Origin of the sequence: Neobacillus drentensis (assembly GCF_036965645.1) — a bacterium.
GTDB classification, from domain to species: domain Bacteria; phylum Bacillota; class Bacilli; order Bacillales; family Cytobacillaceae; genus Neobacillus; species Neobacillus drentensis_D.
In genome coordinates this window covers 1-1,097 of record NZ_JBALPZ010000274.1, presented here as the reverse complement: position 1 = coordinate 1,097, position 1,097 = coordinate 1, and the positions used below count along the sequence as shown (strand labels likewise).

General features: G+C 35.3%; 1 protein-coding gene. It reads right to left on the bottom strand.

Going from position 1 to position 1,097, the window contains the following annotated elements; all coding sequences use genetic code 11:
• Positions 1-304: 304 nt before the first annotated feature.
• The gene (locus V7266_RS30240; RefSeq protein WP_335472971.1) at positions 305-805 is read right to left on the bottom strand and encodes a YdcF family protein; all 501 of its coding nucleotides are present in this window, start codon (positions 803-805) and stop codon (positions 305-307) included.
• Between the last annotated feature and the right edge of the window lie 292 nt (positions 806-1,097).

Here is a 1,097-nt window from a genome sequence, read left to right as displayed (position 1 = left end):
AAAAACGAACATAAGAAAGAGTTGTACCCTCAAAATCAAAATATTGGGGTAACACCTCATTTCATATTGTATGAGATTATCAATAAGAGATATGAATTCATGTAACTCTCTATTTAAAAAGTCCAGCTCCTTAGAAATGCACTTATCAAACGGCTCTAGCATAAATTCCTGTTGAATCTTGTTGATGAACGATAAATCAGAAATAATACGGTAAATGGTTACGAGGAGACCTCCAAAATCCAGCAAAATATAAATTGAAAAAAGTGGCATAGCCCACTTTTTCAATCATCGTATGTTTATGAATTCACAAATCAATCCACTTGTATAACCCCAAGAGGTAACCTACATATTTTAATGGTTCTTCTATTTCTAAATTGCTATTTTCTTTTTTATAGTCAGCGCTATCTAACGACGATCCATAAGAAGCCACATAGACTAATTTCACTTGCTTATTGCCGAGCGCTCTTTCATAGGCCAGTTTAACTCGACCCATATGATAATTGGATGATACAACGATAGCCGACTTATAGTGATATTTTTCCATTAATTTAAGTGTGTATGTTGCATTTGTATAGGTGCTCGTTGCCTTAGGCTCATCTATTAGGATATTTTTGGGTATCTTTAATTTCTCAAGTTCATATTTAAAGATGTCAGAGTTAGAATTTGAGAGCATTATATGATTTGAATACCCTGCCATGTATAAATCATAGGCAGTTTCGAGACGCCCTAGTCCACCGCTAAGGACGATAATTACATCAGATTTAACCGGTTTCTGGTCTACTGGAAAGTAGGTAATTTTAATCATAAACAATATATAAATGCCAAAAAGAAACAAGCAGACAAACCTATATTTAAGGTCTATATTAAAAAGTTTAAACAAGGCCAGTTACCACCATTCACGACGATGGTATCCCCCGGTAGAATAGTAGAACCAGCACCACCGCTCCGTTTATAAAGTTTACTAGTAATAAAGTCCATACTAACCAACACCAAATTCCCCTGACGTTTTTTACGCTTATTATATACTAGTTAGTTGGGATTACAAAGAGTTCTGTTTACGAGAACATAGGAGCATGGGTGGAGCATAGGGACGGTTC